Origin of the sequence: Bradyrhizobium sp. 132, assembly GCF_023074185.1 — a bacterium.
In the GTDB taxonomy this organism is placed as follows: domain Bacteria; phylum Pseudomonadota; class Alphaproteobacteria; order Rhizobiales; family Xanthobacteraceae; genus Bradyrhizobium.
Genome location: NZ_JADPKY010000173.1, coordinates 17,863 through 41,945, shown reverse-complemented (window position 1 = coordinate 41,945; position 24,083 = coordinate 17,863). Strand labels below are relative to the sequence as shown.

The 24,083-nt window shown below is 64.3% G+C and carries 28 protein-coding genes and 1 riboswitch; of the genes, 18 read left to right on the top strand and 10 right to left on the bottom strand.

The annotated features are described in order from the left end of the window. Positions 1-2: 2 nt before the first annotated feature. Positions 3-575, bottom strand: a complete 573-nt coding sequence (locus IVA74_RS38315) for a hypothetical protein (protein ID WP_247353003.1) — start codon at positions 573-575, stop codon at positions 3-5. Between the two features lie 93 nt (positions 576-668). Here IVA74_RS38315 and IVA74_RS38310 point away from each other — a divergent pair, with 93 nt between their 5' ends. The 4 genes from IVA74_RS38310 to IVA74_RS38295 all read left to right on the top strand — a co-directional run bounded on the left by IVA74_RS38310 (position 669) and on the right by IVA74_RS38295 (position 4,689). Continuing rightward, complete coding sequence (locus tag IVA74_RS38310) at positions 669-1,292, top strand: hypothetical protein (RefSeq protein WP_247353001.1); 624 nt, start codon at positions 669-671, stop codon at positions 1,290-1,292. 192 nt (positions 1,293-1,484) lie between these two features. Further along, positions 1,485-2,438 carry a ribose-phosphate pyrophosphokinase gene (locus tag IVA74_RS38305; protein ID WP_247352999.1) on the top strand — a complete coding sequence of 318 codons (954 nt, stop codon included), beginning with the start codon at positions 1,485-1,487 and terminating at the stop codon, positions 2,436-2,438. Between the two features lie 191 nt (positions 2,439-2,629). Continuing rightward, positions 2,630-3,658, top strand: a complete 1,029-nt coding sequence (locus tag IVA74_RS38300; protein ID WP_247352997.1) for a putative zinc-binding metallopeptidase — start codon at positions 2,630-2,632, stop codon at positions 3,656-3,658. After that, complete coding sequence (locus IVA74_RS38295; RefSeq protein WP_247352995.1) at positions 3,655-4,689, top strand: ATP-grasp domain-containing protein; 1,035 nt, start codon at positions 3,655-3,657, stop codon at positions 4,687-4,689. Before IVA74_RS38300 ends, IVA74_RS38295 begins: the two co-directional genes overlap by 4 nt. 85 nt (positions 4,690-4,774) lie before the next feature. Here IVA74_RS38295 and IVA74_RS38290 read toward each other — a convergent pair whose 3' ends face one another. Next, the gene (locus tag IVA74_RS38290) at positions 4,775-5,338 is read right to left on the bottom strand and encodes a 6,7-dimethyl-8-ribityllumazine synthase (RefSeq protein WP_247352994.1); all 564 of its coding nucleotides are present in this window, start codon (positions 5,336-5,338) and stop codon (positions 4,775-4,777) included. Positions 5,339-5,414: 76 nt separating this feature from the next. Further along, positions 5,415-5,574, bottom strand: a riboswitch (FMN riboswitch). A 430-nt stretch (positions 5,575-6,004) separates the two neighbouring features. Between IVA74_RS38290 and IVA74_RS38285 the strand changes: the two genes are divergently transcribed. Both IVA74_RS38285 and proC read left to right on the top strand, forming a co-directional pair. After that, entirely contained in the window at positions 6,005-6,505 is a 501-nt protein-coding gene (locus IVA74_RS38285; RefSeq protein WP_247352991.1) for a YbjN domain-containing protein, read from the top strand. A 196-nt stretch (positions 6,506-6,701) separates the two neighbouring features. Next, positions 6,702-7,526 (top strand): pyrroline-5-carboxylate reductase, encoded by an 825-nt coding sequence (gene proC / locus IVA74_RS38280; protein ID WP_247352990.1) that lies wholly within the window; start codon positions 6,702-6,704, stop codon positions 7,524-7,526. 133 nt (positions 7,527-7,659) lie between these two features. On the opposite strand, the gene IVA74_RS38275 is transcribed toward proC, so the two are convergent. The 5 genes from IVA74_RS38275 to IVA74_RS38255 form a co-directional block, all read right to left on the bottom strand. Continuing rightward, positions 7,660-8,055 (bottom strand): hotdog domain-containing protein, encoded by a 396-nt coding sequence (locus IVA74_RS38275; protein ID WP_247352989.1) that lies wholly within the window; start codon positions 8,053-8,055, stop codon positions 7,660-7,662. 86 nt (positions 8,056-8,141) lie between these two features. Continuing rightward, complete coding sequence (locus IVA74_RS38270) at positions 8,142-8,390, bottom strand: tautomerase family protein (RefSeq protein ID WP_256467622.1); 249 nt, start codon at positions 8,388-8,390, stop codon at positions 8,142-8,144. Positions 8,391-8,445: 55 nt separating this feature from the next. Beyond that, positions 8,446-9,966, bottom strand: a complete 1,521-nt coding sequence (gene hisS / locus IVA74_RS38265; protein WP_247352987.1) for a histidine--tRNA ligase — start codon at positions 9,964-9,966, stop codon at positions 8,446-8,448. Between the two features lie 48 nt (positions 9,967-10,014). Further along, a complete protein-coding gene (locus IVA74_RS38260; protein ID WP_247352986.1) occupies positions 10,015-10,539 on the bottom strand; it encodes a DUF2314 domain-containing protein in 525 nt (174 codons plus the stop codon). A gap of 214 nt (positions 10,540-10,753) precedes the next feature. Next, positions 10,754-11,836, bottom strand: coding sequence for a branched-chain amino acid aminotransferase (locus IVA74_RS38255; RefSeq protein ID WP_247352985.1), 1,083 nt, complete (start codon positions 11,834-11,836; stop codon positions 10,754-10,756). Positions 11,837-12,175: 339 nt separating this feature from the next. On the opposite strand from IVA74_RS38255, the gene IVA74_RS38250 reads away from it, so the two are divergent. Genes IVA74_RS38250 through IVA74_RS38240 form a run of 3 tightly spaced genes read left to right on the top strand, consistent with a single transcriptional unit; the run spans position 12,176 to position 14,859 of the window. Further along, positions 12,176-12,718 carry a MarR family transcriptional regulator gene (locus IVA74_RS38250; protein WP_247352983.1) on the top strand — a complete coding sequence of 181 codons (543 nt, stop codon included), beginning with the start codon at positions 12,176-12,178 and terminating at the stop codon, positions 12,716-12,718. Further along, complete coding sequence (locus IVA74_RS38245; protein WP_247352981.1) at positions 12,715-13,446, top strand: response regulator transcription factor; 732 nt, start codon at positions 12,715-12,717, stop codon at positions 13,444-13,446. The genes IVA74_RS38250 and IVA74_RS38245 overlap by 4 nt, the downstream gene beginning before the upstream one ends. 24 nt (positions 13,447-13,470) lie before the next feature. After that, entirely contained in the window at positions 13,471-14,859 is a 1,389-nt protein-coding gene (locus IVA74_RS38240) for an ATP-binding protein (protein ID WP_247352979.1), read from the top strand. Between the two features lie 20 nt (positions 14,860-14,879). On the opposite strand, the gene IVA74_RS38235 is transcribed toward IVA74_RS38240, so the two are convergent. Further along, entirely contained in the window at positions 14,880-15,410 is a 531-nt protein-coding gene (locus IVA74_RS38235; RefSeq protein WP_247352977.1) for a DUF3617 family protein, read from the bottom strand. A 45-nt stretch (positions 15,411-15,455) separates the two neighbouring features. Then, the gene (locus IVA74_RS38230) at positions 15,456-15,749 is read right to left on the bottom strand and encodes a hypothetical protein (RefSeq protein WP_247352976.1); all 294 of its coding nucleotides are present in this window, start codon (positions 15,747-15,749) and stop codon (positions 15,456-15,458) included. A 181-nt stretch (positions 15,750-15,930) separates the two neighbouring features. Here IVA74_RS38230 and IVA74_RS38225 point away from each other — a divergent pair, with 181 nt between their 5' ends. The 4 genes from IVA74_RS38225 to IVA74_RS38210 all read left to right on the top strand — a co-directional run bounded on the left by IVA74_RS38225 (position 15,931) and on the right by IVA74_RS38210 (position 18,605). Beyond that, on the top strand, positions 15,931-16,395 hold the full coding sequence (locus IVA74_RS38225) for a hypothetical protein (RefSeq protein WP_247352974.1): 465 nt from the start codon (positions 15,931-15,933) through the stop codon (positions 16,393-16,395). 138 nt (positions 16,396-16,533) lie between these two features. Continuing rightward, positions 16,534-17,226, top strand: coding sequence for a ribonuclease T2 (locus IVA74_RS38220; protein WP_247352972.1), 693 nt, complete (start codon positions 16,534-16,536; stop codon positions 17,224-17,226). 52 nt (positions 17,227-17,278) lie between these two features. Beyond that, positions 17,279-18,139, top strand: a complete 861-nt coding sequence (rlmJ, locus tag IVA74_RS38215; RefSeq protein WP_247352971.1) for a 23S rRNA (adenine(2030)-N(6))-methyltransferase RlmJ — start codon at positions 17,279-17,281, stop codon at positions 18,137-18,139. 250 nt (positions 18,140-18,389) lie between these two features. Further along, positions 18,390-18,605 (top strand): cold-shock protein, encoded by a 216-nt coding sequence (locus IVA74_RS38210; RefSeq protein ID WP_092029496.1) that lies wholly within the window; start codon positions 18,390-18,392, stop codon positions 18,603-18,605. Between the two features lie 87 nt (positions 18,606-18,692). On the opposite strand, the gene IVA74_RS38205 is transcribed toward IVA74_RS38210, so the two are convergent. Beyond that, positions 18,693-19,316, bottom strand: coding sequence for an outer membrane protein (locus IVA74_RS38205; protein WP_247352969.1), 624 nt, complete (start codon positions 19,314-19,316; stop codon positions 18,693-18,695). Positions 19,317-19,567: 251 nt separating this feature from the next. On the opposite strand from IVA74_RS38205, the gene uvrC reads away from it, so the two are divergent. The 5 genes from uvrC (at position 19,568) to prmB (ending at position 24,071) form a co-directional block, all read left to right on the top strand. Continuing rightward, positions 19,568-21,649, top strand: a complete 2,082-nt coding sequence (gene uvrC, locus IVA74_RS38200) for an excinuclease ABC subunit UvrC (RefSeq protein ID WP_247352967.1) — start codon at positions 19,568-19,570, stop codon at positions 21,647-21,649. Positions 21,650-21,745: 96 nt separating this feature from the next. Then, a complete protein-coding gene (gene pgsA, locus IVA74_RS38195; protein WP_247352966.1) occupies positions 21,746-22,363 on the top strand; it encodes a CDP-diacylglycerol--glycerol-3-phosphate 3-phosphatidyltransferase in 618 nt (205 codons plus the stop codon). Further along, positions 22,360-22,611 carry a molybdopterin converting factor subunit 1 gene (moaD, locus tag IVA74_RS38190; protein WP_247352964.1) on the top strand — a complete coding sequence of 84 codons (252 nt, stop codon included), beginning with the start codon at positions 22,360-22,362 and terminating at the stop codon, positions 22,609-22,611. Before pgsA ends, moaD begins: the two co-directional genes overlap by 4 nt. Positions 22,612-22,614: 3 nt before the next feature. Then, complete coding sequence (locus IVA74_RS38185) at positions 22,615-23,112, top strand: molybdenum cofactor biosynthesis protein MoaE (RefSeq protein ID WP_247352962.1); 498 nt, start codon at positions 22,615-22,617, stop codon at positions 23,110-23,112. Beyond that, complete coding sequence (gene prmB, locus IVA74_RS38180; RefSeq protein WP_247352960.1) at positions 23,112-24,071, top strand: 50S ribosomal protein L3 N(5)-glutamine methyltransferase; 960 nt, start codon at positions 23,112-23,114, stop codon at positions 24,069-24,071. Before IVA74_RS38185 ends, prmB begins: the two co-directional genes overlap by 1 nt. The last annotated feature ends 12 nt before the right edge of the window (positions 24,072-24,083 follow it).

Sequence of the window (24,083 nt, the reverse complement as noted above, 5' to 3'; positions counted from 1 at the left end):
CGTCAGTCGCTGCACTTTTCAAACAACGGCGCTTGCTGCTGGGTGCGATCCCATTTCGTCGGCAGTTCGTCATATGTCTTGGCGGGCGGGGGCGGCGGCGGCGGCCGGACGTAAAAGCCTTCTTCGACGTCGAACTTCTTCTTGTCCTCGCGATGCGCGGAAAATGTTCGATACTTGTCGCCAACCTTCAACAGAACAATCTCCCAAGGCTCGCCAGGCTGACGCCACCACACCGCCGCGACGCTCGCCGGAGGATCCTGAACGGACACGAACTTGATCTTGTCGTCCGCGATGCGGGTCGCCGCGTAGATCGTGCTGATGAATGTCCGCACCTGGCCGGGCGAAAACGTCCCTATCACGTTCCTGATGGTCGGCGATCCCGAGGGCGGCACAATGTATGTCATCCGCGCGCCGCAGCCGTTGCTCGTGCAAGCCTGATTTGGATCGCGCTTGCAATCGACCGACCACGTCCCGACCAATCCGAAGGACTGAATGACCTCCGCAGCGCTCTCCTCTGCGGCCACCGGGCCTGCGGCAAGGCACGCGATGATCAAGCCAAAAGCCGGGTCTCTCATCGACCGCTCCCCATGCACGCTGGCCTGATCGGTTAAGCCCTGTGTCCTGCCTGCCCTAGACGTTAAGCGATTTTAACGATATCGCAAGGCGCGATGAGGGAAGCGTCAACCCGCCTGCTCCAAACCGGGACAATCATGCGCGCCGCGATCGCCGCCGCATCGATTGCGATTGCTTGCGCGCTTGGCGGCTGCGCCGGCGGCGGTGGTGCTGCGAACTCCTATGCGATGGCGCCGAGCGCCGGCTCCGGGGCGACGGTCGCGTTCGAATCGATCGACGGGCCGCCGCCGCAAGTGTTCGACCGAATGGTCGGCGTGCTCGACAGCGAATCCAAGCTGCGCAGCCTGTCCGTGGTCTCCCGCGAGGGGACGGCCGCCTACCGCGTGCGCAGCTACCTCTCCGCCCAGATTGTGCGCGGCAAAACCGTGATCGCCTGGGTCTGGGACGTCTACGACGCCAACCAGCAGCGGGCGCTGCGCCTTTCCGGCGAGGAACCCACGTCCGCCAAGGGCGGCCGCGATCCGTGGGGCGCCGCTGACGACCTCGTGTTGCGGAAGATCGCCCAGGCCGGATTCAGCGGACTTTCCAACATGATCAATGGCACACCGGATGCGCCGGGCTCGGCTCCCGGCTTGCGCGGGCCGGCCGTGGCGAGTGTGATCCCGGAGGCTCCGGCGGCCGAGATGCCGGCCTCGGCGCTCGGCTATGCCGAGCGATAACCCCGCTAAACCACGGCCCCAACTTCGGGCCAAACCGTTGACCGGACTCAGGATTTCGCAGGGAAAACGTAGCATCCCGGGTTGCCATTGCAGCCCTCCGCCTGATATTTCCTCGCCCGTCGTAACCGTGCTTCCAGTGGGTATTCTCTGATGTTGAACATCCTGTCCAACAAAGCGCGGGAGGAAGCGTCCATGTCGGCCAAGAACGGCTCCATTAAGCTCGTCGCCGGCAACTCCAATCCGGCTCTCGCCCAGGCCATCGCGCAAGGTCTCGACCTGCCGCTGACCAAGGCGGTGGTACGGCGCTTCGCCGACATGGAGATCTTCGTTGAGATCCAGGAGAACGTCCGCGGCTCGGATGCCTTCATCATCCAGTCGACCTCGTTCCCGGCCAACGACCATCTGATGGAATTGCTGATCATCACCGACGCGCTGCGGCGCTCCTCGGCGCGCCGCATCACCGCGGTGCTGCCCTATTTCGGCTACGCCCGGCAGGATCGCAAATCAGGTTCGCGCACGCCGATCTCGGCAAAACTCGTCGCCAATCTGATCACGCAGGCCGGCGTCGACCGCGTCATGACGCTCGACCTGCATGCCGGCCAGATCCAGGGCTTCTTCGACATCCCGACCGACAATCTCTACGCGGCGCCGCTGATGGTGCGGGACATCAAGGACAAGTTCGACCTCTCCAAGACGATGGTGATCTCGCCCGACGTCGGCGGCGTGGCACGCGCCCGCGGCCTCGCCAAACGCATCAACACCCCGCTCGCGATCGTCGACAAGCGCCGCGAACGTGCCGGCGAATCCGAGGTCATGAACGTGATCGGCGATGTCGCCGGCTACACCTGCATCCTGATCGACGACATCGTGGACTCCGGCGGCACGCTGGTGAACGCAGCCGACGCGCTGATCGCCAAGGGCGCCAAGGACGTCTACGCCTACATCACCCACGGTGTGCTCTCCGGCGGTGCAGCCGCCCGTATTACAAACTCCAAGCTGAAGGAGCTCGTGATCACCGACTCGATCCTGCCGACGGATGCGGTGAGCAAGGCGCCGAACATCCGCACGCTGCCGATCGCCAGCCTGATCTCCGACGCGATCGCGCGCACGGCGGCGGAAGAATCGGTGTCGAGCCTGTTCGACTGATTAGCTTCGCGATGTCGCAGGGTGAGCAAAGGCTCGAGGCGCCGTGCCCACCTTTTTTTGTGGCCATGAGCACGGTGGGCACGCTTCGCTTTGCCCACCCTAGGGCCTCATGCGCCGCTCCACAGGTTGTTGCCGGCCCCGCCCCATGACATCATCCGGATACCGAGTCATCTCTGCCCTCTGGATGCCTGATGCCACGCCGGAAATTCGCTTGGGAAAAGCTGTCGGATGACGAGTTGCTCAAGCAACGGCTCTCCAGCCTGAGGGTTACGGTCGAAGGCACCTGGCTCGATGATTGTGTCGGCACGCTCCACGAGGAGCTCGAGGAGCGCGGCATCCGGCTGCGGCCGCATACCTGGATCTCGAGCGAATGGTTCAGCCCGGGAGGCGTCCCCGGCATCGCCATCCCCTTCTATCTGGCCCATCCCCGCCTGATGAAGCTCGAGAAGAAGATGATGTTCGACGTCGAGGGCGGAACCTGGCGCGAATGCATGGCCATCCTCCGTCACGAAGCGGGCCACGCCATACAGCACGGCTATCAGCTGCAACGCCGCCGGCGCTGGCAGCAATTGTTCGGCCCGTCGTCGAAACACTATCCGCGCTATTACCGGCCCAATCCGGCGAGCAGGCGTTACGTCCAGCATCTGCGGCTGTGGTATGCGCAGAGCCATCCGGACGAGGATTTCGCCGAGACCTTTGCGGTGTGGCTGCGGCCGCGCTCGAACTGGCGGACGCGATATGCCGGTTGGCCGGCGCTGAAGAAGCTCGAATATGTCGACGAGCTGATGAACGAGATTGCGGAAAAGCGACCACTGATCACGACGCGCGAGCGTGTCGACCCACTGCGTGGTCTCGGCCAGACACTGGAGGAGCACTACAAGAAGAAGCAGGCGTTCTACGCCTTCACACCAGCGAAGACCTACGATCGCGACCTCTCCAGGCTCTTCTCCGCCGATCCGCGGCACCACCGGGCAAAGCCGGCTTCGGTGCTGATCAGGCGGCACCGCGCCCAGATCAGGCAACTGGTCGCGCGATGGACCGGCGAGAATCAGTTGACGCTCGATGCCGTGCTTGACGAGATGATCTCCCGTTGCCGCGAGCTCGATCTGCGCGCCGTCGGCCCTGAACAGAAGCTCGTTCTCGACTTCACCGTCCTCGTGACCGCCAAGACCATGCACGCGATGTTTGGACCGTCTCGGCGAAAATGGATCGCGCTATGAGACGTCGCCGTATTCTCGTGCTGATGCATCCGGACTTCCTGCCCCCGGACTCCTCCGACGGATACTCCGCACAGGAGATCAATGCGTGGAAAACGGAATACGACGTGGTGAGCACCTTGCGCGCGGCCGGCCACGAGGTGCGGCCACTCGGCGCGCAGGAGGAAATCAAGCCGGTGCGCGTAGCGATCGAGGAGTTCAAGCCGCACGTGGTTTTCACGCTGCTGGAGGAATTCCACAACAACGTCGCCTTCGACCAGCACATCGCGAGCTATCTCGAGCTGATGAAGGTCCCTTATACCGGATGCAATCCGCGCGGCCTGATCCTGGCGCGCGGCAAGGATTTGTCCAAGACGCTGGTGCATCACCGCCGGATCGCCGCGCCGGCCTTTGCCGTCTTCCCGATGCGCCGCAAGGTGAAACGCCCGACCCGTCTTGCGCTGCCGCTGATCGTCAAGAGCCTGAACATGGATGGTTCGTTCGGCATCTCGCAGGCCTCGATCGTCGATACCGACGAGAAGCTCGCAGAGCGGGTTGCCTTCATCCACGAGCGGGTCGAATCCGCCGCCATCGCCGAGCAGTTCATCGAAGGGCGAGAGCTTTACGTCGGCGTGCTCGGCAACAATCGCTTACGCGTTCTGCCGGTCTGGGAATTGAAATTCGGCAGCATGGGCGGCCGCTCGTCACGGCATATCGCCACGGAGAAGGCCAAGCACGACACCGACTATCAGGAGAAGGTCGGCATCGTCGACGGGCCTGCGAAGGATCTGGCGCCGGAAGTGACCGCCCGCATCCAGCGGGCCGCGAAACGCATCTACCGGGCGCTTGGCCTCGACGGCTACGCGCGCATCGATTTTCGTCTCGCCGCCGACGGCACGCCATATTTCATCGAAGCCAATCCCAATCCCGAGATCGCCAAGAGCCAGGAGTTCGCCACGGCGGCTCAACATGCCGGGCTGAAATATCCGGCTCTCCTGCAACGCATCCTGATGCTCGGAATAAGCCGCGCCAAGGCGGGGGTGTCGCTGGGGTGATGACGAACACGGCGGCAATCGCCCCTCATCCTTCGCGACGCGCTTCGCGCTCCTCGGGATGAGGGGTGCTGGTCATTGCGCTGCGCTACACAATTCCCGCCGCGACCTGGCCACGCAGACGCTCCAGACCGAGCAATGTCTCCGCACAGGCGGCCGCGACCTCGACGCCCTTGATCGCAAAATGCCTGCGGAAGAAATCGTAGTGCACCTCGGTCTCGTGGAATTGCTGCGGCGTCAGCACCGCGGAGAACACGGGCACCTCGGTACGCAGTTGCACATCCATCAGCGCCTTGATCACGGTGTCGGCGACGAACTCATGGCGGTAGATGCCGCCGTCGACGACGAGGCCGGCCGCGACGATCGCGGTGTAGCGCCGTGTCTTGGCGAGGATCTGCGCATGCAGCGGGATCTCGAACGAGCCCGGCACCTCGAACACGTCGACATGATTGAGGTGACGCACTTCTGCCTCCCTCACGAAGGCGATGCGGGCCTCCTCGACCACGTCGCGGTGCCAGCAGGCCTGCACGAAGGCCACCCGCTGCGGCTTTGCGAAGCGCGGGTGCTCCGTCGCGGGATCCTGTGGAACCGGCGGCGGCGTTTGGGTTGGTTGGGGCGTTTCGGTTTGGGGGTCTTGCAACATCTGATTCATGGCTTTCCTCAGTTAAGGACCAGAATCAGGGCACACGGAACGACAAACAGCCGCATCCTGCGATGCGTCTGCCACCGACCGTTCTCTTTCATCCGGACTTTAACCGTCGGCTTCGGAGTTGCACCGAATCTGCTGACCCTTCCCTGCGGCAAGAGACCTTGAGGAAGGCGCTCGCGGGCTTAGGCCTTTCGGCCCTTACCGCCGGTGGGGACTTTCACCCCGCCCTGAGAACATCGGCCGTCCGGAATGAACGGCCTGAGGGAAATATGACGCCGGCGAGCTGCCACAGCAAGTACGTTCCGCATGGGGAAATCGCATGGTCCCATGCCGCTTTGGCGACCCGGCCCTCGCAGGGCGGAATTAACGATCGGGCATTCCACGCGAATCCGATTCCGGTTTGTTCTCCTCCATCCCGGTTGGGACATCCCACGTTAATAATTGTGGCCGAGATGAGCTGTGGACGAACGAGTCATGGCTTGTGGACGGACTTGGCAGCCGGTTGCGCAGATTCCGCAAATCACATCAGTTGATCCGCGACAAGCCCGCGCTGATCCCGGGATCGCTACAGCGACTCCGAGGGGAACGCCTTAACGACGTTAAGGAAGCGCGCGCCGGACCAAGCGCGTGCGTATCAGAGACAACAAAAAGGCAAGAGGTCGAGACGGCATGTCCCTGCTCGAAGGCACTATCGATTCGAAAAGCCATCCGCTCGCGGTGGTCGAGGATATCGCTGCCAGCAACAACTGGCCGTTTGAACGCTCCGGCGAAGACGAACTCACGATTGTCTCCAAGGGACAATGGACCGACTACCAGATCTCCTTCACCTGGATGGGCGAGATCGAGGCGCTGCATCTGGCCTGCGCGTTCGACATGAAGATTCCGGTTGCGCGGCGACCGGAGGTGCAGCGGCTCGTCGCCGCGGTCAACGAGCAGTTGTGGGTCGGGCACTTCGACCTGTGGAGCAACACCGGCATGATCATGCACCGCCAGGCCCTGGTGCTGCCGGGCGGGCTCACCGCCTCCACCGCGCAATGCGAAGCCATGCTCGCCGGCGCCATCCACGCCTGCGAGCGCTATTTTCCGGCGTTCCAGTTCGTGGTGTGGGCGGGCAAGACCACGACGGAAGCCATGGACGCGGCAATGTTCGACACGGTGGGCGAGGCGTAAGTCTCGCCTTCCTCCCCAACGTCGTCCCGGACAAGCGAAGCGCAGATCCGGGACCCATACCGCGTGATTTCTCAGTACCGCGCGATGCTTGTTGCCAACACCTCCATCCACTAAAACCATTCGTGGTAATGGGTCCCGGCCCCTCGTGCGCAATTGCGCACTAGGCCGGGACGACACTGAGTTTGTGGCAACAGCGATGGCGAACAGCACTCTCAAAAACATCACCGGCACCATCCTGCTCGCCGGCGCCGGCAAGATGGGCGGCGCGATGCTGACCGGATGGCTGGCGGGCGGGCTCGATCCGCGCCGCGTCGCTGTGGTTGATCCGCACATCTCGCCCGAGATCACCGCGCTTGCCGCCAAGGGCGTTGCGCTCAATCCCGATGTGACGACGGTAGGCACGGTCGAGACAATGGTCGTCGCGGTGAAGCCGCAGATGTTCCGCGAGGCCGGCGCGAAGCTGAAATCATTTGTCTCTGAAAAAACCTCGGTGGTCTCGATCATGGCGGGAACCACGATCGCCTCGCTTGAAGAGGTCTGCGGTGGCGCCGTGGTGCGCGCGATGCCGAACACGCCGGCCGCGATCGGCCGCGGCATCACCGTCGCGGTCGCGGCGAACAACGTCAGCACCGGCCAGCGCGCGGTGGCCGATGCGCTGCTGCGCGCCACCGGCTCGGTCGAATGGGTCGACGATGAGAGCCTGATGGACGCGGTCACCGCCGTCTCCGGCTCGGGCCCGGCCTATGTGTTTCTGCTCGCCGAAGAGCTCGCGCGCGCCGGTGTCGAGGCGGGATTGCCCGAGGCGCTGGCGACAAAGCTCGCGCGCGAAACCGTCGCCGGCTCCGGTGAACTTCTCCACCAGTCGGAGCTTCCCTCCAGCACGCTGCGCCAGAACGTCACCTCGCCCGGCGGCACCACCGCCGCAGCCCTCGGCGTGCTGATGGGCGAGCCCGGCCTGCGCGATCTGATGATCCGCGCGATCGCGGCGGCGACGAAGCGGTCAAAGGACCTGGCGAAGTAAGGAAGCTATCCCCTCATGGTGAGGAGGCGCGAAGCGCCGTCTCGAACCATGCAGGCCCGGCTCTCGCCCGCGAGCCATCCTTCGAGACGACCGCTGCGCGGTCTCCTCAGGATGAGGACAGAGCAAGCGGCTCCTACGTCGTTCCCAACCGCTTGTTGAACATCTCGACATTGACGAGCCCGCGCGCGTGGCGGCCCTCGCCAAGCTTTCGCGTGCCCTCGAAAGCCTCGACCTCGAAGCGGATGACGCGGCGCTCGACCGCGACGACCTTCGCGGTAGTCCGCACCGTCGCGCCGACCAGAGCTGCTGCGAGATGCCGGATGTCGACCTCGGTGCCGACGGTGACCCAGCCCGGCTGAAGCGCCGGGCGGATCGCATCGCCCGACGTCATCTCCATTTCCAGGATCATCATCGGCGTCGCGTAGACCATGGGCATGCCGGGCACGAAATGCCCGACCGTACGCTCTACTGGCACCACCAGCATGCGCTCGGCGTTCATGCCGATTGTGATGAAGTCGCGTGCGTCCATGTTGCTTGCTCGGCGTCGTCCCGGCCCCCCGTGCGCAATTGCGCACTAGGCCGGGACGACAGTTGTGATTGGCGCTAGAGCAGTGGCTATTTCTTCGCCGCCGCCGCGCGCTCCACGAAGGTCTTGCCGCCCTTCATCTTGTGGCGGAGCGGGGCTTCGTTGATCTGGATGACGACGGCATCGGCATCGACGCCGAGATTCTTCACCAGTGCCTGGGTGATGTCGCGCATCATGCCGGCCTTTTGTTCGTCGCTGCGGCCTTCGGCCATGCTGACAGTGATCTCAGGCATTTTTCTCTCCCTTGGGGCCGAACACCGGCCGTTGACGGGCGCCATCAAACAGGAGGCGGATGCCCGGGACAAGCCCGGGCATGGCGGCGTCAGCGAATGGCTAGCCCCAGCTCACGTCATGGCGCGCCAGCACCTCGCGCACTTTTGCGACGAGATCGGCCTCGCTGCACGAGAACTGCGCCGGGCGGCTCTCCCGCCATTCCTGGTTGGAAGCGATCGCAGCCGCCGCCTTCGCGCCCTCGATCAGATCCTTGATCTGCAGCTCGCCGCGCGCCTTCTCATCCGAGCCCTGGATGATCACGCAAGGGCTGTTGCGGCGGTCGGCATATTTGAGCTGATTGCCCATGTTCTTGGGATTGCCGAGATAGAGCTCGGCGCGGATGCCGGCGGTGCGCAGGCTCGCGACCATCTTCTGATAGTCTGCGACACGGTCGCGATCGAACACGGTGACGACGACGGGGCCAAACTCGGGTTTTGTGTCGAGCTTGCCGAGCAGCGTCAGCGCGGCCTGAAGCCGCGACACACCGATCGAGAATCCGGTCGCCGGCACCGGCTCACCGCGGAAGCGCGAGACCAGGCCGTCATAGCGCCCGCCGCCGCCGACCGAGCCGAACCGCACCGGACGGCCCTTCTCGTCCTTGGTGTCCAGAAGCAGTTCGACCTCGTAGACGGGGCCGGTGTAATATTCGAGGCCGCGCACGACGGAGGGGTCGATACGGATGCGATCAGCGCCGTAGCCCGATGCCGTAACCAATTTGGCAATCTCTTCCAGCTCGCTCACGCCCGCCTGGCCAACTTCGCTCTTGGCGAGGTAAGTTTCTGCCGCGGCGATGGCCTCTTTCCAATCATCGCGCGGTTTGGTGATGGCGAGAACAACGTCGGCCTCAGACGCGCTCAGATTGCCGCCCTTCGTGAAGTCGCCCTTGCCTTCTTCGCCGCCATCCCATCTGCCGGGACCGAGCAATTTGCGCACTTCCTCGGCGGGAAATTTGTCGAGCTTGTCGATTGCGCGCAGCACGGTCAGCCTGCGTGCCGCGTTCTCTTCGCCGCCGAGCCCGATTGCTTCCAGAACGCCGTCGAGCACTTTTCGGTTGTTGACCTTCACGACGTACTGGCCGCGCTGAACACCAAGCGCCTCCATCGTGTCCGCCGCCATCATGCAGATCTCGGCATCCGCCGCCGGCGTCGCCGAGCCCACCGTGTCCGCATCGAACTGCATGAACTGGCGGAAGCGGCCGGGGCCGGGCTTCTCGTTGCGGAAGACGTAGCCGACGCGATAGCTGCGATACGGCAGGACCAGACCGTCGGTGCCGTATCGCTCGCCGACATAGCGCGCAAGCGGCGCGGTCAGATCATAGCGCAGGCTGATCCACTGCTCGTCGTCGTCCTGGAACGAGAACACGCCTTCGTTCGGACGATCCTGGTCGGGCAGGAATTTGCCGAGCGCGTCGGTGTATTCCATCGCCGGCGTTTCCACGGGCTCGAACCCGTAGAGCTCGTAGACGGCGCGGATTTTTTCGACCATCTCGCGCGTCGCCCGGATCGCGGCAGGGTCGCGATCCTCGAGCCCGCGCGGCAGCCGCGCCTTCAGTTTCTGGGTTTTTTTGGGTTTTTCGGCCATGCGCGGCATTTACCAGCCGACGCGGGGTGCGGCAACTGCCGGCTTGCCCTACGGCTTCTCCATCCGCGCCCTGAGGGCATCGGCGTCCGCCTTCGGCAGCGACTTCAGCGTTGGCTTGATGGTTTCGCCGCCGACGATCTTGCCGTTGCGCATGAACATCCAGTCCGAGATGTCGGCTTCAGTGAATTCGACCTTGTCGCCTGCCCGCTTGCCGGGCAGATCGCGTGGCTCGTTGGCGAAGAGACCGGAATAAGTCCCGTTCGGTAGCTTCGTCACCTCGGCCATCCAGATGTGCTCACCGCCTTTGCGGGTCGAAAAGTGCACCTTCAGGGCATGCCCGGTTTCCGACGGTTTTGGCGCCTCGTAGGAGGCCCAGAAAGTCGGCAGCGTGCCGCGGGCGCGCGCGATCGCGGTGTTCATCTCCGGATCGGTGGTGCGCACGTCGACGATGGGTGAACGGTCTTCCGCGGCGACATGCGGCTTGGGGCCGATCGTCAGGACGCCGAAGACGGTGACGCCAGTGATTGCGGCGAGAACGGCCCATTTCAGGGGTTGGGAAAGCGTGGAAGCCATGATCGCGATGTCCAGATGCCATGATGTCTCGGACTTTGTCGCGCGGTCGTGCAAGCGAGTTCATGGCATGTCGGCTGGCGTTCCCCGGATGCTACGCAACGCGCCGCCTCTTGGCGGCGTGGTGCGCTGCTGATCCGGGGTCCATCCGCGGCGGGATGGGTCCCGGCTCTGCGCAGCAGCGTTTCACGCTGCAGCGCGTCCGGGACACGAGACCTCAAAACACCTTACGGATCCAGTTGTGCGGATCGTTGGTGCGGCCGTACTGGATGTCGATGAGCTGCTTGCGCAGGCCCATGGCGATGGGGCCGGCGGCGCCGCCGCCGATCTCGAAATCGCCGCTCACCGAACGCACCTTGCCGATCGGCGAGATCACGGCCGCCGTGCCGCAGGCAAACGCTTCCTTGAGCTTGCCGCTTGCCGCATCCTTGCGCCACTGGTCGAGCGAGTACGGCTCCTCGCGCACGGTCTTGCCGGCGTCTTTGGCCAGCGCGATGATGGAGTCGCGGGTGATGCCGGGCAGGATGGTGCCGAGCGGCGGTGTCGAGAGCGAGCCGTCCTCGAACACGAAGAACACGTTCATGCCGCCGAGCTCCTCGACGTAGCGGCGCTCGACCGCGTCCAGGAAGACGACCTGATCGCAGCCGTGCTGGATGGCTTCGGCCTGCGCCCGCAGGCTTGCAGCGTAATTGCCGCCGCATTTGACGGCGCCGGTACCACCGACCGCGGCGCGCGTGTAGTTCTCTGAAACCCAAATCGACACCGGCGCGGGGCCACCTTTGAAGTAGGAGCCGACCGGCGAGGCGATCACCGCGAAAATGTATTCGGAGGAGGGCTTGACCCCAAGGAAGGTCTCGCTTGCGATCATGAAGGGACGCAGGTAAAGGCTGCCCTCGCCGCCCGGCATCCAGGCGCGGTCGATGCGCACGACCTGCTCGACAGCCTCGATGAAGATGTCTTCGGGGAGCTGCGCCATTGCCATGCGATCGGCCGAGTCCTTGAAGCGCCGCGCATTGGCGTCGGGACGGAACAGGTTCACGCCGCCGTCGTCGCGCTTGTAGGCTTTGAGGCCTTCAAAAATTTCCTGAGCGTAGTGCAGGACGGCGCCGGCCGGATCGATCTGGAAATTGGCGCGGGCCTCGACGCGCGCCTCGTACCAGCCGCCCTTGGCCTGGTTGTAACGAACCACCGCCATGTGGTCGGTGAAGACCCTCCCGAAACCTGGGTCCACCAGCTTGGCGACGCGGTCCTTCTCGGGGATCGGATTGGATGCGGGCTGGATGTCGAATTTCATGCTCATGTCCTTAGGCCTCCCGCTGCCGGTGGCGGCGCTGTTCTGGCGCCCGCCTGCCCTTTTCCGGGCTCGGCTGGCTTGACTAGGTTACTGGCCGGACCAACGCCAGCCTTGTTACGGCCGGTTTCCGTGGCCAGCATGTCGCCGAGGACATGCTTTTGCGGAAGGCAGAAGTCCAGTATGTTTTGTCGAACACCGCTCGACAATCGCACGGTAGATCTGATCCGGCTGTCGCCGCCTGCTCGGCGCTCACCAACCGCTCCTGGAAATGCCGCCCGCAGTGAAACGATTTAAAATTTCGTGCGAGCCGACCGTTTTGTAACATTGGACCCAAGATACGTCAATATGCCTGACATAAATTTCGCGACTCCCCCTCAAGACGCTGCCGAGCCACGGCCGGCGGCAGGCGACGGAGGCAATTTGCGCTGGGATATCATTGAGCTGCTGTTCTTCGCCTATCGCGATTTCGTCGGCGATCCCGACCAGGAGCTGGAGGCGTTCGGCTTCGGCCGGGCTCACCACCGCGTCATGCACTTCGTCTATCGCTATCCCGGTCTCAAGGTCGCCGATCTCCTCGACGTCCTGCGCATCACCAAGCAATCGCTCGGCCGGGTGCTCAAGCAGCTCCTGGACGAGGGCTATATCGTGCAGAAGACCGGCGACAATGATCGCCGCCAACGCCTGCTCTTTGCGACACCGAAGGGCGAGGCGCTGGTGCAGAAGCTCGCCGGCCTCCAGACCACGCGGATCACCAGGGCGCTCGCCGAGATGGCGCCGCAGGATGCCGAGACCGTCAAGCGCTTCCTGCGCGCGATGATCGATCGCGAGGATCCGGACAAGGTGCTCGAGACAATCTTCGCTTCCGTCAACCACGACGCCAAGGAGTGACCGTGCCGCTCGCTGCCACGCTCGCCCGCCCGCCGGCACGCCCGGCCGACGATGCCCCGCATCTCCTGCTGGTCGACGACGACCGCCGCATCCGCGATCTGCTCTCGCGCTTTCTCGCCGGCGAAGGCTATCGCGTTTCGACCGCCGGCAGCGCCAGCGACGCGCGCGCGAAGCTCATGGGCCTGCACTTCGACCTCTTGATCCTGGACGTCATGATGCCCGGCGAGACCGGCTTCGATCTCGCCCGTTTCATCCGGACCTCCTCCTCGGTGCCGATCGTGATGCTGACGGCGCGGCATGAAGCCGAAGCCCGCATCGAGGGCCTGCAGATCGGCGCCGACGACTACGTCGCAAAGCCGTTCGAGCCGCGCGAGCTCGCGTTGCGCATCAACAACATCCTCAAGCGCGCCGCGCCGCCGCCGCAGGCCGCAGCGGTCGAGAAGATCGCGTTCGGTCCCTACGTCTACCATCTCGACCGCGGCGAGTTGCGCCAGGGCGAAGACGTCATCCACCTCACCGACCGGGAGCGCGAGATGCTGCGGATCCTGTCGGAGACGCCCGGCGAGACCGTGCCGCGCAGCGCGCTGACCGGCAATGGCAGCGTCAACGAGCGTGCCGTCGACGTGCAGATCAACCGCCTGCGGCGCAAGATCGAGACCGATCCCGCCAATCCGCTGTTCCTCCAGGCGGTGCGCGGTATCGGCTACCGGCTGGTCGCCTCGCCTTGAGTTTTGTGAAGTGAAGCGCCCCCTATGAGCACGATCGATACCGGCCTGACGCTTTTGAAGAGCGCCGCCGGCCGCGTCTCCGCCGTCAATGGCTGGATGGGCAACGCATTCAAGGGCTGGATGCCGACCGGCCTCTATGCCCGCGCGCTGCTGATCATGATCGTGCCGATGGTGATCCTGCAGTCGGTCGTCGCCTTCGTGTTCATGGAGCGGCACTGGAACACGGTGACGCGGCGCCTATCGGCGGCGGTGGTGCAGGACATCGCCGCGCTGATCGACGTCTACAAGGGCTATCCGCAAGACAAGGACCGCGACCAGATCCGCCGCATCGCGCAGCAGCGCCTCGGCCTCGTCGTCGATTTCCTCCCGGCCGGCGACATGCCGCCGCCCGGACCAAAGCCGTTCTTCTCGCTGCTCGACCAGACGCTGTCGGTGCAGCTCGGCCGCCAGATCGGGCGCTCGTTCTGGATCGACACCGTCGGCCGCTCCAACCTCGTCGAGATCCGGATCCAGCTCGACGATGCCGTGATGCGCGTGTTCGCGCAGCGCAGCGCCGCTTATGCCTCGAACTCGGAGATTTTCCTGTTCTGGATGGTGGGAACGTCCTCGATCCTGCTGATCGTCGCGGTGCTGTTCCTGCGCAACCAGATCAAGCCGATCCTGCGTCTTGCGGACGCCGCCGAAAGCTTCGGCAAGGGCCGCGAGGCGCCGAACTTCAGGCCGCGCGGCGCGCGCGAGGTGCGGCGCGCGTCGGTCGCCTTCCTCGAAATGAAATCGCGCATCGAGCGCACGATGGAGCAGCGCACCGCGATGCTCGCCGGCGTCAGTCACGATCTGCGCACGATCCTGACGCGGTTCAAGCTCGAACTGGCGCTGATCGGCGACAGCCCCGAAATGGAGGGCATGCGTAAGGACGTCGACGAGATGTCGATGATGCTGGAAGATTACCTCGCGTTTGCCCGTGGCGATTCCGGCGAGCAGTCGCAGCCGACCGACATGGCGCAGGCGCTCGAGGAGTTGCGCAGCGACGCCGAACGCCACGGCCACACCGCGACCGTCGCGTTCAACGGGCTGCCCGTGGTCACGGTGAAGCCGGCCTCGTTCAAGCGCTGCCTCGCCAACCTCGTCACCAACGCCGCCCGCTACGGCAAAAGCATCGCCATCACCGGTCAGCGCGATCACCGTTATTTGACCGTGACGGTCGACGACGACGGGCCGGGCATTCCCGCCCATCTGCGCGAAGAGGTGTTCAAGCCGTTCCTGCGGCTGGACAACGCCCGCAACCAGGACGAAGGCGGCACCGGCCTAGGCCTCGCGATCGCACGCGACATCGCCCGCTCGCATGGCGGTGACATCACGCTCGGCGATAGCCCGATGGGCGGATTAAGGGCGAGCGTGCGGATACCGGTGTAACGGATGTAACCGCAATAGCCCTATTTCGGCAGCAGCGCCTTCAGCTTGTCGATGTCGCGCACGTTCATCTTGAAGCCGCCGGGCATCACGATGTCGCCGGGCTTCTGCTCGGGCTTGCAGGCTCCGAGCCACTTGGCTTCGAGCGTCATCGTGGAATCGCGCCCCGCGGCGCCGGCGGCGCCACCTTGTGCGTGCGACGAGGTCTTCACCGTGTAGGCCGAATTGAAATCGCCCGTGATCTCGGCATGCGAGGTCGTGCTGATGCCCGCGACACTGCACTCGGAATCGCTGACATAGCCGGTCGCGGTCTTCTTGATGTCCTGCTTGGCGCAGATCTGCTTGGCCATCGGGGAGACGTTGTTGTTCATCTCCTTGTCGACGGTCTCGTCGGTGCAGTGCTGCATGGTCATTTCGGGCACGGGCGTACCGGTCCTGAGCATCTTCAATTCCCAGAGACCGGCTTTGCGCATCGGCAGATCGTCGGCGCTGGCTACGCCGGCCGACAAGACGAGGCAAAGGGCCGAGCCGAGCAAAGCGAGTTTGCGCGTCATGTGAGAAGCTCCCGGCTAAGAGATTGCGGGCGTTACGAAAACGCCTCAGTAGAGCGTGCGGATCGGCTTGTCGGCAGCGCCATAGGGCACCCAGCGGCATGAGAACGAGATGTAGCCGCCCTCATAGGCCTGCACCCCCAGGAATTTCGCGACCTTTCCGTAGCGCGCGCAGTGATCGACCGCGACCTGCCGCGCATCGACCTGGGTTGCCATCGAATAGGCGATGATGCCGCCGGTGTCGTTGCCCTTAAACGGAGGCACCGGAAGGATATCGGCGCGCGCCGACTGGCTCGCCATCATACCCAAGGCAAGTAGGCCCGCGGCCGCAATGATTCGCATTCCCGTCACTCCGATTGGTTGGTGGCAGTTTACGGTGCCGGGGCGGCGGTGGAAAGAACGGAAGGCCGGTTGCTGCGACCTTGTGGTCAACTCGTCGGCAAGTGTTGCCGCGCTGCACTTGACCCCGCGCGGCCTTCACGGCACCGTCCGTCCCTCGCAGATCATGTTGTCTGGATTGCCCATGCGCGCCTCGACCTCCCTGAAATCGCTCCGCTTTGCCGCCGTGCTCGGCCTCCTGTTCGGGGCGCTGTCGCTCGGTGAGGCCAGGGCCGCCAATCCGCTGGAGCTGAATTTCTGGCTGAGCGGGCCGCGCTATGACGGCAACGTCTCCGAATGCGACAGGGCGCTGCCGACGATCGCTTCCCAGTTCTTGGAGAAGGAAAGCTCGTTCTGGAATTCCTCGTTGAAGATCACCGGCTTCGCCGCGGTTCGCGAGACCGCGTTCCGGCCCTGGGCACCCGATAACATTCCGCGCCGCTTTTGCAGCGGCGAGGCCATGCTCACGGACGGCAAGATGCGCAAGGTGCACTTCTCGATCATCGAGGATGGCGGCTTCGCCAGCTTCGGCCAGGGCGTCGAATGGTGCGTGGTCGGGCTCGACCGCAACTGGGCCTACAACCCGTCCTGCCGCGCCGCCAAGCCTTAAGCAGCCTAAGCCTTAAGCAGCCCAGCCTCAGTCCAAGAAGCTCTGATTCGGTTGGCTGAAATGGCCGCCTGAATTTTGTTCTTGAAATGTTCCTATCGCCTGCTAGGCTTGCTGCACAGTCTAGTTGAGGGGGTCGCCATGTTTCATTCCAGATTGCATTCGTTCTCCCGCCTGATGATCTCGCTGACGCTTGCGGCCGGGCTGGCTGCGCTGGCCGGCGGCGCGAAGGCCGAGGACAAGCGGCAGAACGCGCCCGGCGAATTCGATTTTTATGTGCTGTCGCTGTCGTGGTCGCCCTCCTTCTGCGAGGAGGCGGCAGAGCGCGGCGGCCGCTCGCAGATCCAGTGCAGCGGACGGCCCTACTCTTTCGTGGTGCATGGTCTGTGGCCGCAATATGAGAACGGTTTTCCGGAATATTGCCAGCGGCCGTCGCCGCGGCTGAATCGCAGCATCGTCTCCTCGATGCTCGATCTGATGCCGGCGCCGGGGCTGATTTTCAACGAGTGGGACAAGCACGGCACCTGCTCGGGGCTCGCCGACCGCAGCTATTTCGAAACGATCCGAAAGGCGCGCGCCGCGATCAAGATTCCGGCCGAATATCTCGATCTATCGCAGGCCAAGACCGTGGCGCCGGCTGAGGTGGAGGAGGCCTTCATCAAGGCCAATCCGGGCCTCGGCAACGCCGCCGTCTCGATCACGTGCAACCGGACGCGGCTGTCCGAAGTCCGCATCTGCCTCAGCAAGGACCTGCAATTCCGCGCCTGCGAGGAGATCGACCGCCGCGCCTGCCGCCGCGACCAGGTGACGATGCCGCCGATCAGGGGTGGGTAGCCCCGGCGTCGTGCCTCTTTGCTCAAGCCGTCACGTGGCGTAGTGCTCTTGCATGAATTACCGCCACGCCTTTCACGCCGGAAGCTTCGCTGACGTCATCAAGCACATCGTGCTGGCGCGCATCGTCACCTATCTCCAGGACAAGCCGGGCGCCTTCCGCGTCATCGACACCCATGCGGGCGCCGGCCTCTACGATCTCGAAAGCGACGAGGCCCGCCGCGGCGGCGAGTGGCTGACGGGCATCGCCCGGCTGATGCAGGCGCGTTTCTCGAACGACACCATCGCGCTGACCAAGCCCTATCTCGATATTGTCCGCGCCTACAATCCGAAGGGCGAGCTCAAGGCTTATCCGGGCTCGCCGCTGATTGCGCGCGCCCTGATGCGGCCGCAGGACCGCCTCGTCGCCTGCGAACTCGAGCCGAAGGCGCGGAAAGCGCTGATCGGCGTGCTGCGCCACGACGAGCAGGCCCGCGTGGTCGATCTCGACGGCTGGATGGCGCTGCCGGCTTTCGTGCCGCCGAAGGAACGGCGCGGGCTCGTGCTGATCGACCCCCCGTTCGAGGCAAAGGACGAGTTCGACAAGCTGGGCGAGGCCTTCTCGGCGGCTTTCGCGAAATGGCCGACTGGTATCTATGTAATCTGGTATCCCGCCAAGAGCCGGCGCGCCACCGACGCACTGGTGCAATCAGTGGCGCGCCTCGCAGCCGCAGCAAAGCCGCCGGGAAATTGCCTGCGCCTCGAATTCAGTGTGTCGCCGCAAGCCGACGGCGCAACTCTCACCTCCACCGGGCTCTTGATCGTCAATCCGCCTTACACGCTGCAGGGCGAGCTCAAGACGATCCTGCCCGAGCTGGAAATGCCGCTCGGCCAGGGTGGCGCTGCCAGATTCCGATTAGAGGTGCCGAGGCCCTAACACTCCGGCATTCTTGGGAAAAATATGCAAGAGCCGTAGTCAATCTGCAAAGAACCGTATTATGCTGTTTCCGTGACTGGCTTTACGTTCCGCTTCCGCGAATGGTTGCGGCGGAGTGAAGGCCTAAGAAAGATCCAGTCGGACCGAATGGTCTGCCCAAGGATGGCCAGCTCCCGGGCTTCGTAAGGCCCGGTCATGTCGTGACGTGCGTCTGCGTCGCGACGGAGGAGCAATGAGGGGGAGTTTCCCGATGGCCATGACGGGAACGGTCAAGTTTTTCAACGGCGAGCGCGGCTACGGATTCATCAAACCGGACGACGGCGGCCGCGACGTCTTCGTGCACATTACTGCCGTGGAGCGGGCCGGATTAAAGGACCTTGCCGAAGGACAGCGTATTACTTTCGAAGTCGAACCGGACAAGAAGGGGAAGGGGCCGAAGGCGGTCGATTTAGTCATCCTTTCCTAGCGAGTCCCACGCGAAAACACCGGCCCCAAAAAAATCCCGGCCGCGAGCGGCCGGGAGGCTGTAGTCCGGTATTTTCTTCTTTGGGTATCAGAAGTGATAGTTCACGCCTGCGCGCACAACGCTGGCGCTATAGCCGTTTGACACGCCTGTAATCGCGAACTGACTCGTCGACAGATCAATGTAGAGATATTCGAGCTTGGCGCTCCAGTTCGGCGCGAACCCAACTTCCGCGCCGGCACCGATGGTCCAGCCGGCGCTGGTGTGCGACTCCGTCCAGCCGAACGTCTGCGCGCGCAGCTCGCCGAAGGCGAGGCCCGCGGTGCCGTAGACCAGCACGTTGCTGAAGGCATAGCCGGCGCGGCCGCGCAGGGTGCCGAACCACGGATTGGAGAACTTCCACGGCGCGAAGGTGTCGTCGGCACCCGTGGCCTGGATGTCGCCCTCGACGCCGAACACCCACGGGCCGTTCTGGAAATTGTAGCCGGCCTGAACACCGCCGACGAAGCCGGAGGGCTTTGCGGGATTGTTGTTCACCGAGCCCCATTCGTAGCCGAGATTGCCGCCGAGATACGGGCCCGCCCAGCTATAGCCGTTGAGCGGCTGATTGACCGTGTAGGGCGCACGCTGCCCGTAATTGAGATCGGCCGCCTTTGCCGAAGCCGTCCAGCCGGCTGCAACCAACGCAGCTGCGCCCACAACGAGCCTCTTCATCACACACTCCAACGCAACTGCCGTCACCGGGTGCGATGCCTGCGCCGCCGCGCGAGGCAAAACCGCATGGTTACGGAACCAAGACCTTTTCGTGTAAGATTTATCGAGAGTTTTAAGTTAAAGGCCTGTTAAGTCGGGTTACCGCGCTGTTAACAGGCTTAAGCAAGCGTTACCGGGAACTGCGCCGCCATTCTGTGCGTGCCGCACGGCCGGAACTTCAAATCAGCACCCCAAGCGCCTAAATTCGCTCCATGGTTCACGATTCCACCGACGATCCGGACGACATGCACGCGCGTAAACCCGTGCACGGCAACGTGCCGGACGTCCCGCCCCAGGAAACGGAAACGGCGCCCCCGGACCTCGATCCCGCGACCGCAAGCGGTGACGACGAGGACGATGCACGGCTGCCGGATATCCCGGAAGAGAGCGGCACGGTCGGCGAAGAGCCGCTGGCGACCGGCCATGAGGCGATCGAGCGCGCGGTTCGCCTCGCCCCCACCTCGCCCGGCGTCTACCGCATGCTTAGTGCGAATGCCGACGTGCTCTATGTCGGCAAGGCCAAGAACGTCAAAAAGCGCCTGTCGAATTATGCGCGTCAGAGTGCGCCGCTGCCGGCGCGCATCCTGCGCATGATCGCCGCCACCGTTACCGTGGAAATCATCTCGACCAACACCGAGACCGAAGCGCTGCTGCTGGAAGCCAACCTCATCAAGCAGCTTCGGCCGCGCTTCAACGTGCAGCTGCGCGACGACAAGTCGTTTCCCTATATTCTGATCACCGGCGACCATTGGGCGCCGCAGATCCTGAAGCACCGCGGCGCGCAGACCCGTCCCGGTCGCTATTTCGGCCCGTTCGCCTCCGCCGGCGCCGTCAACCGCACCATCACCGCGCTTCAGCGCGCGTTCCTGGTCCGCTCCTGCACGGATTCCTTCTTCGAGAGCCGCAGCAGGCCCTGCCTGCTCTACCAGATCCGCCGCTGCGCCGGCCCCTGCACCCGCGAGATCGACTTCCCCGGCTACACGACGCTGGTGCGCGAGGCGACCGACTTCCTCTCGGGCAAGAGCCAGGCGGTGAAGCAGGAGCTCGCTGGCGAGATGGAGAAGGCTTCCGGCGAGCTCGAATTCGAGAGCGCCGCGCTCTACCGCGACCGCCTCGCCGCGCTCTCTGCGATCCAGTCGCAGCAGGGCATCAATCCGCGCACGGTGGAAGAAGCCGACGTGTTCGCCATCCACCAGGAGGGCGGCTTCTCCTGCGTCGAGGTGTTCTTCTTCCGCACCGGGCAGAACTGGGGCAACCGCGCCTATTTTCCGCGCGCGGAGAAGACGTATACGCCGGAGGAAGTGCTCGGCTCCTTCCTCGCCCAATTCTACGACGACAAGCCGCCGCCGAGGAATATCCTGCTCTCGCACGAGATCGAGGAGAGCGAGCTGCTCGCCAGCGCACTGGCGATCAAGGCCGGCCGCAAGGTCGAGGTTTCCACGCCGAAGCGCGGCGAGAAGAAGGAGCTCGTCGCCCACGCGCTCACCAACGCGCGCGAGGCGCTGGGCCGCAAGCTCGCGGACACCGCGACGCAGAGCCGCCTGCTCGACGCCATGGCCACGACGCTGAGCCTGCCGCATTCGCCGAAGCGGATCGAGGTCTACGACAACAGCCACATCCAGGGCACCAACGCGGTCGGCGCCATGATCGTCGCCGGCCCGGACGGTTTTGTGAAAAACCAGTACCGCAAGTTCAACATCAAGTCGGAAGGGCTCACGCCCGGCGACGATTACGGGATGATGCGCGAGGTGCTCGAACGCCGCTTCAAGCGCCTGATCAATCCACCCGAGGACAGTGCGGCCAGGGAAAACGACAAGGCCAAGGACGATGATTTCCCCCAATGGCCCGATCTCGTGATCATCGACGGCGGCCGCGGCCAGCTCAACGCCGTCCGGGAGATCTTTACGAATCTCGGCCTGACCCAGGTGGCGCTGATGTCGGTGGCCAAGGGGCCGGACCGGGATGCCGGCCGCGAGACCCTGTTCATGCCGGAGCGCGAGGCGATCAAGCTGGAGCCACGCGACCCCGTGCTCTATTTCATCCAGCGGCTGCGGGACGAGGCGCATCGCTTCGTCATCGGTTCGCACCGCAAGCTGCGCAAGAAGGACATCCGCGAGGCCGGTTTGCAGGAGATTGCGGGCATCGGTCCGTCACGCAAACGTGCCTTGCTGCATCATTTCGGAACCCTGAAGGAGATCGAACGGGCCTCGATCGCCGATCTCGGCAAGGTTCCGGGGGTGAGCGCCGAAAGCGCCCGCAAGATTTTCGACTATTTCCACCCCCAGCCGGGGTGATCTAAAGGGGCCGCGGTCATATGGTCGTCGCATCTCGCACCCCATTTGGGGAGCGGACCGGTTGACCTTCAGGCTGCAGCGGTATTGGTAGGACGGATGAACATCGCCACGACACGAGGGACGACCAGCCGCGCGATGTCCCTCCCGAACCTTCTGACCTACGGCCGGATCGCTGCGATCCCGGTCGTGGTCGGGTGCATTTACGCGCAGTCGATCGTGGACGGCCCTCTGTGGCTGCGCTGGGTTGCGGTCGCCATTTTCATCGCGGCCGCGGTCACGGACTATCTCGACGGCTATTACGCGCGGATATGGAATCAGCAATCGGCATTCGGCCGAATGCTCGATCCGATCGCCGACAAGCTGCTGGTCGCCTCGTGCCTCCTCATGCTGGCCGCCGACGGCATCATCCACGGCTGGTCGCTGTGGGCCGCCATCGTGATCCTGTGCCGCGAGATCCTGGTCTCGGGCCTGCGCGAGTACCTCGCCGCGCTGCGCGTCAGCGTGCCTGTGACCAAGCTTGCGAAGTGGAAGACAACCGTTCAGCTCATCGCCATCGGCTTCCTACTGGCTGGTCCGGCCGGCGATGAGGTGATACCCATGGTCTCGATGGTCGGACTGGTCCTGCTCTGGGCCTCGGCAATCCTCACCATGTACACCGGCTACGACTATTTCCGCGCCGGCATCCATCACCTCATCAAGGAGGATGAGGGATGAAGGTGAAGTACTTCGCCTGGGTGCGCGAGCGCGTCGGCAAGGCCGAGGAGACGATCGAACCGCCTGCGACCGTACGCACCGTGGAAGAGCTGATCGCCTGGCTATCCGGCCAAAGCGAAGCCTACGCCTACGCGTTCGAGAAGCCGAAGGTGATCCGCACCGCGATCGACCATACCCACGTCAAGCCGGACGCCGCGATCGCGGGCGCCCGTGAGATCGCGTTCTTCCCGCCGATGACCGGCGGCTAGGCCATGACCTCTCCCGTCACCGCCTCTCCCGTCACCGCGTGCCCCGTCACCATCCGTATCCAGCAGGACGATTTCGACATCGCGCGCGAGATTGCGGTCCTGACCGGGAGCCGCACCGACATCGGCGCGGTCGTGAGCTTCTCCGGCATCTGCCGCGGCGACGAGGACAGTGCAAAGATCGCCGCGCTCACGCTCGAGCATTATCCTGGTATGGCGGAGGAAGAGATCAGGCGTCACGCCGACGAGGCCACCGCGCGCTGGCCGCTCGACGGGGTCACTGTGATCCATCGCGTCGGCCGGTTCATGCCCGGCCAGAACATCGTGCTGGTGCTGACCGCCTCGCAGCACCGCCAGGCGGCGTTCCAGGCAGCCGAGTTCCTGATGGATTATCTCAAGACCAACGCGCCGTTCTGGAAGAAGGAAGAGAGCGCCACCGGCACCGGCTGGGTCGAGGCCCAGGCCCGCGACGACGAAGCCGCCGCACGCTGGACCCGACCCTGATGGCAACAACATCCAAAAAGACCATGCGCGGTCGCGCCGCGCCAAAGCTCGCGAAAGTGGGCCGCGGCGAGCTTGTCGCGCTGATCGATTTCGTCCGCTATGCGGTGAGCCGCTTCAACGAGGCCAAGCTCGCCTTTGCGCATGGCACGACCGATCCGGTCGCGGAAGCGGCCTTCCTGGTCTGTGAAGCCCTGCATCTGCATCCCGAACAGTTCGAGATTTTTGCCAACGCGCGCGTCACGGCCGCCGAGGGCAAGATCATCATCGATCTCATCCATCAGCGCGTCACCACGCGCAAACCGGCCGCCTATCTCGTCAACAAGATCTACATGCGCGGCCTGCCCTTCTATGTCGACGAGCGCGTCATCGTTCCCCGCTCCTTCATCGGCGAGCTGCTGGATTCGCATTTCGGCGGCGACGGCGAAGCCGGCTCGCTGATCGACGATCGCGCCGCCGTCGAGCACGTGCTCGATCTCTGCACAGGGTCGGGATGCCTCGCTATTCTCGCCGCGCATCATTTCCCGAACGCCACGATAGACGCCGTCGATATCTCGAAGGGCGCGGTCGAAGTCGCCCGCCGAAATGTCGGCGAATACGGGCTCGATGACCGGATCAGCCTGCATCGCGGCGACCTGTTCGCCCCGCTCGGCGACACCAGATACGACCTGATCATCACCAACCCGCCTTATGTCGACGCCGAAGGCATGGCGGCGCTGCCGCCGGAGTGCCGGGCCGAGCCGAAGCTCGCCTTCGACGGCGGTGCCGACGGTCTCGACGTGGTGCGCAGGATCCTGCGCGAGGCGCCCGAACACCTGACGCCGGATGGCGGGCTGATCTGCGAGATCGGCCGCGGCCGCGAGCTGGTCGACGAGGCCTTCCCGGAGCTGCCGCTGCTCTGGCTCGACACCGAGGATTCCGAGGGCGAGGTGTTCTGGATCGCGGCAGCCGATCTCGGCTGATCCGTCACGACC